This window comes from Streptomyces sp. NPDC050704, assembly GCF_040654355.1.
Lineage (GTDB): Bacteria > Actinomycetota > Actinomycetes > Streptomycetales > Streptomycetaceae > Streptomyces.
The window spans coordinates 1-1,156 of sequence record NZ_JBFAHW010000281.1; the positions used below are offsets into that span (position 1 = coordinate 1).

A 1,156-nucleotide genomic window follows, 5' to 3' on the forward strand; every position below is an offset into this window, starting at 1 on the left:
CCGCAGTGCGAGTCGCTGGGCCTGCTGAAGATGGACTTCCTGGGTCTGCGCAACCTGACGATCATGGACGACGCCATCAAGATGGTGAAGGCCAACAAGGGCGTCGACCTGGAGATGCTCGCCCTCCCGCTGGACGACGCAAAGACCTTCGAACTGCTCTGCCGCGGTGACACGCTCGGTGTCTTCCAGTTCGACGGCGGCCCGATGCGCTCGCTGCTCCGCCAGATGCAGCCCGACAACTTCGAGGACATCTCCGCCGTCTCGGCCCTGTACCGGCCGGGCCCGATGGGCATGAACTCGCACACGAACTACGCCGAGCGCAAGAACGCCCGGCAGGAGATCACGCCGATCCACCCGGAGCTCGAAGAGCCCCTGAAGGAGACGCTCGGCCTGACCTACGGCCTGATCGTGTACCAGGAGCAGGTGCAGAAGGCCGCGCAGATCATCGCCGGCTACTCGCTCGGCGAGGCCGACATCCTGCGCCGCGTGATGGGCAAGAAGAAGCCCGACGAGCTGGCGAAGAACTTCTCCATCTTCCAGGCCGGCGCCAAGAAGAACGGCTACTCCGACCAGGCGATCCAGGCCCTGTGGGACGTCCTGGTCCCGTTCGCCGGATACGCGTTCAACAAGGCGCACTCCTCCGCGTACGGCTTGGTCACCTACTGGACGGCGTACCTCAAGGCGAACTACCCGGCCGAGTACATGGCCGCCCTGCTGACCTCGGTGAAGGACGACAAGGACAAGTCCGCCGTCTACCTCAACGAGTGCCGCCGCATGGGCATCAGGGTGCTGCCGCCCAACGTCAACGAGTCGGAGCAGAACTTCGCCGCGCAGGGCGACGACGTGATCCTCTTCGGTCTTTCCGCGGTCCGCAACGTCGGTACGAACGTCGTCGAGTCGATCATCCGCAGTCGCAAGGCCAAGGGGAAGTTCGGCTCCTTCCCCGACTACCTCGACAAGGTCGAGGCGGTCGCCTGCAACAAGCGCACCACGGAATCACTGATCAAGGCCGGCGCCTTCGACACCATGGGGCACACCCGCAAGGGCCTCACCGCCCACTTCGAGCCGATGATCGACAACGTGGTGCAGGTCAAGCGCAAGGAGGCCGAGGGGCAGTTCGACCTCTTCGGCGGCGGCGAGGAGGAGAGCGGCGAGC

1 protein-coding gene is annotated in these 1,156 nt (G+C 65.1%); it reads left to right on the forward strand.

The window, feature by feature from the left end:
- Positions 1–1,156: DNA polymerase III subunit alpha (dnaE, locus tag AB0I18_RS52115; protein WP_363112905.1), on the forward strand; the 1,156-nt coding region annotated here is incomplete at both ends.